The 7,566-nt window shown below is 45.7% G+C and carries 3 protein-coding genes; all 3 read right to left on the bottom strand.

Annotated elements, in window-relative coordinates; all coding sequences use genetic code 11:
* Nucleotides 1-620 (bottom strand): flagellin N-terminal helical domain-containing protein (locus H524_RS0107685; RefSeq protein WP_027939803.1); only part of this gene is annotated, 620 nt, incomplete at its 3' end.
* Between the two features lie 184 nt (nucleotides 621-804).
* Entirely contained in the window at nucleotides 805-1,806 is a 1,002-nt protein-coding gene (locus tag H524_RS0107680; protein ID WP_027939802.1) for a flagellin N-terminal helical domain-containing protein, read from the bottom strand.
* 656 nt (nucleotides 1,807-2,462) lie between these two features.
* A complete protein-coding gene (locus H524_RS0107675) occupies nucleotides 2,463-6,761 on the bottom strand; it encodes a hypothetical protein (protein ID WP_027939801.1) in 4,299 nt (1,432 codons plus the stop codon).
* Nucleotides 6,762-7,566 lie beyond the last annotated feature (805 nt).

The raw sequence follows: 7,566 nt of genomic DNA, 5'->3' as shown, positions 1-7,566 counted from the left end.
ATCTTGCCTTTATCTAAACCAGCCATACTAAAGATACCAAGCATGTGGAAACCACTTGAGATCTTTAGGTTGATCATGTCTTGAGCGTTGGCTCCAACCTGGAAGAAGTATTCGCCATTACCATTCTTGAGAGTGTCGAGATCTTTAGCCTGAGCACCACCTTGACCAGGTTGACCATTTGCAGTTGCTTTCGCACCAGTACTCATGAGCACGTGAGCGCCTGCAAAGGTGGTCTTGTAGCCAATGCGTGAGATCTCATAGCAAAGTGAGTCAACTTCCTCTTGGAGGGCCTTACGATCTTTTGCAGTGTTAGTACCGTTAGCTGCTTGAACTGCAAGCACACGGATACGCTGGAGCATGTTGGTGGTTTCGTCTAAGGCACCTTCGATGGTCTGAGCTAAGGCGATACCGTCGTTAGCATTACGATTTCCCTGATTTAAGCCATTTATCTGGGCTGTTAAACGATCGGAGATCTGAAGACCAGCAGCGTCGTCCTTGGAGCTGTTGATACGAAGACCTGATGAGAGTCTTTGATATGAGGTGTTCAGTGCAAGAGTAGAGTTAGCGAGTTTACGCTGTGCGTTGATCGAGCTAACGTTAGTGTTAACGTATAAAGCCATAATTCTCTCCTTGTATCTGTCTTAGCAGAGAGAGCTATACAAGCACAATCTCCACCTTGCATCATGCAATCAATGTATTCGTAAAGGGCAGTTTTGCCACTTACGAATAAACTGTCTGCTTTAAATAAGGCCGCAAAGGGGATAAGCGGCCTTAAAGATATGAGAAATACTACAAAATCTGTGACTATCTGCCGCCTAAGAGGTTCAGGGCAACAGTAGGTCGCTGGTTGGCCTGGGTCAGAATAGTCTGAGAGGCCTGCTGAATAATCTGGTTCTGAGTTAAAGCAGCGGTTTCAGAGGCAAAGTCGGTATCGCGGATACGGCTGCGAGCATCAGACTCATTCTCTGAAATTGAGCTCTGATTGCGGATGGTGCTTTCCATACGATTTTGGATTGCGCCTAGGGCCGCACGCTTGGAATCAACAGCTTGAATAAATTGATCGATTGTTGCTAAGGTTCTCTGAGCGCCTGACGGAGTTGCAACTAACCAGTATGCTTCTGAGACCTTATTATTAGGAGCAACTAAGCCAAAGCCGTCATTTTTAGCTGCATCAGCCTCGGTTTGTTTCATGACAATACGGTCTGCGGCGTTTTGTTGCTTACCCACATTAGCCATACACATAATGCCTTGCATATGGAATGCGCCGCACTCTAAAGTGATTTCGTCCTTAGCGTTGGCTCCAACCTGGAAGAAGTACTCGTACTGTTTAGGATTTTGTTGACCACCAGCTTGAGCAATTTCACGCATGAGGGTATTTGCACCACCGCCATCAAGAACCTGAGCGCCTGCAAAGGTAGTTTTGTGCGCAATACGGATAATTTCAGCGGAAAGAGACTTAACTTCCTCTTGGAGGGCCTGACGATCTTTTGCAGTATTAGTACCGTTAGCTGCCTGGACAGCGAGGGTACGGATACGCTGCAGCATGTTTGTGGTTTCGTCTAAGGCACCTTCGATGGTCTGAGCTAAGGCAATACCGTCGTTGGCGTTGCGGTTGCCTTGGTTGAGGCCATTAATCTGGGCAGTTAAACGATCGGAGATCTGAAGACCAGCAGCGTCGTCCTTGGAGCTGTTGATACGAAGACCTGAGGACAGTCTCTGGTAGGAGGTGTTCAGGGCTAAGGTAGAGTTAGCAAGCTTACGCTGTGCGTTGATCGAGCTAACGTTAGTATTAACGTATAAAGCCATAGTATTTTTCTCATATCCTGCCATCATGCCTGATAGGCGATGTGGTCGTAAGGACAAAACTGATGATCTTGCAGTTTCAAAACTTGATCGAGTTAACTCTGCATAATCATAGTCGGAAGGATTGATCCTTGTTTACTATGGCATTTGCAACACCTGTGCCTAAATACAACTAGACGATCGTATGATTTACAACTGTATGTTTAGGCTTACGAGGCATGCACTTGCTAATCTCTTAAAAGCTGATATTCATCAGCTATATTGCACTATGACTTTCTAGCTACAAGAATTGGGTAGGATATAGTGATCATTTGGCCTGTAAATCAGCTTGTAATGCTAAAAGTGGAAATTGACAATATAAGCGGCAACAGTTGTCACTCTGTTGAGTGTATATAGGATTATGTACTGTGAGGTGAGAGTTTTATAACTTGTGCTGATGGGTGTAGTCTTCTGCAATTTTTTTTATAAAACATATTACTAATATTTTCGCGAGAAAAATCTTTTTGCGGAAAATAGCGGTTTTGGATTTTGCGTTTGGATGAATGGTTCTGGGAGTAGGGCGGGAATGAAAAAGGCCTCAAATCTTTGCATATGACATCGATAGAGGCCTTTGGTGCGCTGCCACAGAGGGCAGCGCGAGGTGATTATGGTGTTAGCGGTTACTTGGTGGTGGACTTTTTGGTCTTCTTTAAGTTAACGCGCTGTGGCTTTTCAGTCTTGATGCCTGGAGTCATGTTGAACTCCTCGTAGATGCGGTTACGCAGTGGTGCTGGTACCACCTGAACCTCAGCATCAGCAACTGGAGTGATGTTTAAGGTAGATTCGGCATCTAAGTTAAGGTCCTTGGCTGATACTTTAGCAGCGTTCTTTAACGCGATGCTGCCATCGTTCTCTAAGGCCTTAGCCTTTTGTGCCTGCTTACGCTTAACATCAGCTTCAATGGCGGCAACGGTTGCCTTTACTGATGGCTTGATAGCACGACGTGCACGAGGACGCTTCTTTTGTGCCTCATCATCAGTGTTGGCAGCTTGAGCATCACCGCTATCAATGGCATCTGCAACCACATTGACGATCTCTAAGCTAAGATCAGACTTCTTAGCACGGCTAGTGCGAGTGCTCTTAGCTTTGCTTGCAGCCACAGATGAGATGCTAAGCTCGGTAACTTCCTGAGCAAGAGAGGTGATGTTAAGTCCTGAGCTGGTCTGAGTAGCTACCGGAGTGGTATTTAAAGTAAGAGAACCAATCTGACCTTCATTTGGGTCAAACTTATCAAGCAGGGTAAACATATCCTTAGCACTAGCAGTGAGGTTACGCTCAGCTGCAGATAACTGTACCTTGGTAGCTGGAGAACCTGAGCTAAAGTCAGTCTTGGCAATCACACGGTTTGCATCAAAGCCGCCGGTATCCTTGACTATAGAATCAATGTTCTTAACCTCAGCGCCGAAGCTAGAGTCGCTTAAAACATTGCTCTTAGGTGCTGAATCCTTAACGGTATTAACAGGGATTAAGGCATCAGATGAGTATGGTCCAAAACGGGCCTCGTCCTTGGCGATAGCCTCCTTTTTAGCCTTACGCTTGAGGTAGTTTAAGTGAGCACGACGACGTGGCTCTTTACGGGCAAGCTTCTTCTCCTCAGCACGCTTATTACGTCTTTCGATATTCTTTGCGTGCATGGTTGTACGGAAGATAGGCGTGATCGTGTGGGCTACGTTTTCGATCTTGGCAAAATCAAAATCTTCACCTAAGCACTCGTAGATTACCTCGCGTTCGGCTTTCTTAAGTTCAATACGATCATCGCGCAGAGCTCGAGCAACTGATGGACGCAGCATACCTAAAACGGTATTGGCAGTCTGAATATTGGACTTAACGTTCTTAAACTCTTCGTAATCGTCTTGAGATCTTAAAGTCTCATCAGGACGAATAGCCTCGCCGCTGCCATTGTCATCGTCTACAGAGTATGAGACAGCCACATCATTGTTCTGTGCCACCTTGGCAATAGCAAACTCATCATGAGTGGTTTCAGTGTAAACACGCTCATAAGAGGCAGCATCAGTGGTCTTATTGTCTGTATCGACTGTATGCTTGGCTTTGTTAGCTGAAGTAGCTTTTGTTTGAGCGGCCTTCTCTTGCTTTACATCAAGCTTCAGGGTCTTGCTCTCTTCGATAAGCTCATTAACGCTCTCGCCGCTGTCCTTATCGAGAAGGGTAGCGCTTACTACCTGAACACCAAAGTTTTGAGCCTCTTCCTTAGCGGCAATCTTTGCTGCCTTTTCAGCCTTAGCTGCTGCAGCCTTTGCCTCAGCTGCAGCCTTTGATGCAGCATTAAACTCTAATGACAGAGCCTCTCTAACAGCTGATGACTTGTGCACCTTGTGCATCTCAGGACGTACTGCCACTGAGGTAAATCCGAAGGTGCCGTCAATAGTGTTAGACAGTGGAGATAAGCTCCCAGAGATCAGATTTAATGGGCAAATCTGAGCATACTCATTTAGAGCGCTAAGATCTAAGCCATTAAAGGAACCAGAGAAGTTAACACGATTCTCCTTAAAGACAGCCTGAGCTAAGCGTGATGGTACAGTGGAGCTGTGCTCATCGGCTGTGTTTGCATCTTCATCACTCTTACTCTTTGTGCTTGCACTCTTAGCCTTTAGTGACTGCATGCTGTTAGCTGCAGCTGTTGAGAAAGGATTTACAAAGTTATTCTCATAAGGAATAACTGCACTTTGTGTTGAAGAGAGTAAGGTTAAAGAGGATCTTAACTCGCTGTTATCAGTTTGCTCTTGTGCAAAGGCGTTGTACTTACGCTCGTAATTGCTAATGGACTGCAGAGCCTTCTCAGCAGGGCTTAAGAGTGCAGGAGCTTCATTGCTTGTTTCTGATGCAACTGCAGTGTCTGTAGCGGCGGCATCATTTGCCTGTTGAGCATCTGTCTTAGCAGCATCCTCTGCCTCAGTGGCTTGTGTCTCAACATCGTTAGAGCTTAAAGCTGCGCTGATGTAGTCAGGAGCACTGCCAATAGCATTAGTCTTGCTGCCGTCAGCCTCTTGCTGAGCGTAGGTATTGTTATCAATATGACCTGATAAGGAAATACGCTTACGAGCAGGGTTGAGGTTAAAGACAGGGCCATTACCAAAGGAGCCAAAGTGACGCAGCATAAAGCTCTCATGCTGTTCACCAAGGAGACGGTTGAGCAAAATCGCACCTGGTACGTCGCATTGGCGCAGAGTAGTGAAGATGCGAGAGTAGGTAAGGTTATTTACAGCCTCATCTTGATGCTCAAACCAGTATGGCTTAGCAATTAACAGATAGCGATAGAAGATATAAACAATGATCTCAGCGTTATCTGAGAAGAAGTCATCGGATGCCTTCAAGCCTAAAAGCAGAGAAGCAGCTGAGGAGACAGTCTTTTGTGAGCTAAAGACACGACGCTCTAAATTAGATAAGAGGGTGTGTACTCTTAAATACTCAATGTTACCTTGCAAGATAACATGACTATCTTCCATGAGTGGCTCCCACTTGTCGCGCAGTGCGGACAATTGCTCACGGGCCAGATCAAAATTCTCGCACTCAAGGAGCTTAGCAACATCGGCCATAAACTCCTTACGATGTGGAGCTTCTAAAGCGTAGCTATCCAGCTGCAGTACCTCTTGGAGGTTGTAGTGCATAGTAGCTTCAGGGAAGATGTTGTTAACGGCTAAATCTAAGTAGCGGCAACGAGCAGAGGCAACTACAAAACAGATGTTTTGCATGCCTAAGTTCTTGAAGTTCTCTAAGATCTTCTCCCAGAAGACAACAGTTAAACGACCTGAAGTCAGATCTGGAATAGCAGCTAAGAGATCTTTGCGACCATCTAAGGTAACGCCGATGCTAAGTAAGAGCTGAATACAGATAGTACGTCTCTTACCGAGCTTGATATGAATTGGGTAAGTGTCAAAGTATACAAAGGCGTAGTTATTTTCGTACTTGTGACGTTGCTTAGCCCAGCGTAAAGCAGGCTCTTTCATGGTATTGATAAAAGAGGTTACTTCACGGCGCTTAATGTACAGATGCTGATCAAAAGCATAGTCATCAATGATGGTGTTCTTAGAAATGCCTTCAACAAACTTTAAAAATGCAATCAGGCCTACACGAGCAAAACCATCCTCATGACGACGAATGTGCTTAATCTTGGCAAAAGCATCAGCAAAGATACCCTGGGTATCGATCTTATTAGCCCACTTATCAAGATAAGCAGCTAATGGATCTCTACCAACAACAGGAGGTAAGAAGCGCTTGAGAGGGGTCATGAGCATCTGACCTAGCTGATTATGCTTATAGGTGCTAGATAGACGCTCTTGAGGATCGTAAAGATCAGGCAGACGGTCGCGAGTTTCGACACCAAAGGTCTCAATTATCTGGCGTTCAAGTTCGAGCTTCTTAGGAATAACCACACGGGTCTTGGAGCCTTTACCACGCACGGTGCCAGCTTTACGCATACGGGCCATGGTTTGCTTGCGCACCTCACGAATGGCCTTTCTACGTAACTCTTTCTTATAACGCTCAACTAAAATCTTCTCAGGTACATCGGTCTCACCGGGACGTAAGTAAACGGTGACGGTCTTGCCCTCGTAGTTAATCTCTACAGGGGTACCCTTTTGTGGAGTTTCAATGAGGTTAGCACCTTCCATGGCTGCCTTGGCAACATTGGCATAAGAGCGGTCAGTTGCAGGCAGATCGTGCTCAATTAAATCTGGATCTTCTGTCAGGGCGCGGATCTTAGCCTGTTCTGCAGCTAAGTCCTCAGCTTCCTTGGCTTTAGCGCCAGCTGACATGTAGACAGTACCAGAGCGCTCGGCGTTTTGCTGTGCAATCTTCTTGAGCGCGTATTTACTCATATGCTTGGATGCTGAGTCCTGAGCAGCAGCTGCCTCAGCTGCAGCACGCTCAGCAAACTTCTCAGCGCGAGACTTTTTAGCCATCTTATAAACCTTTCTAAGGCGTCACACAGGGCCATGTCAGATAGTAAGATTGCTTTTTAAAAAGCACCTAGCCTCAAGAGACTTTAGTGCTTGTATATGGCAGCTAGGCATGTGCCGATGAGAGCTAAAAGAAAAAAAAGAATCTAGGCATAAGACTAGTGCTCACAGCTATAGCTTTAGTCATATGTATATGACCGACCCTCAAATACATAGCCATAGACCACGTCTATAGGCACTATACATGTAAGCTGATTAAGTGAGCGGCTAAGCGCAAAGGAGGGAGTATGCTAAGAGCTGCGTTTGATGCGGCTTATGCTTGAGATTAATTCTTTTTAGCTTCGTGCTGCGTAATCACGAATACTTGAGGCATGAGTAAGGCACCCCAAGTAAGTTACGTTAATCGTTAACGTTATAGCAATCTTCTGCTGATTAGTCCCTGCGTCGCTGTAATACTAAAGTACGTACTCAAGGCATGATCCTATGAGTAGTTCCCATGTACACATCAACAGAGTGATAGCCTATTGTAGTGATGTCGATTCTCAGGTGCAAGTATCTAGTTAAAGCTTGTTGCTTTTGCATCATTAGCGCCCGCACACAAAGTTCATCACGAGCACCAAGCACCAGCACTAAGATCGCTGCTTAAGCTTATGTTCCTCATGCTAATGAGCCACTAGCCCTTAAGATGCTAAACCCTTGGGACTAAGTCTTAGAACAAGACACATGAATACAAGTAAGACATGTAGATGGGTATTTGCGTGTGCCAGCCATGCTGCTTATGGGTATGAGAGCATTTTTGAGGATGGAG

It is taken from the genome of Anaerobiospirillum succiniciproducens DSM 6400 (genome assembly GCF_000482845.1).
In the GTDB taxonomy this organism is placed as follows: Bacteria; Pseudomonadota; Gammaproteobacteria; order Enterobacterales; family Succinivibrionaceae; genus Anaerobiospirillum; species Anaerobiospirillum succiniciproducens.
The sequence above is the reverse complement of the archived record's forward strand: the minus strand, read 5'-3'. Positions and strand labels throughout refer to the sequence as shown.

Excerpts from the sequence above, each read along its gene's own strand:
- H524_RS0107680 (WP_027939802.1), bottom strand. The coding sequence starts at position 1,806 with ATGGCTTTATACGTTAATACTAACGTTAGCTCGATCAACGCACAGCGT.
- H524_RS0107675 (WP_027939801.1), bottom strand. The coding sequence starts at position 6,761 with ATGGCTAAAAAGTCTCGCGCTGAGAAGTTTGCTGAGCGTGCTGCAGCT.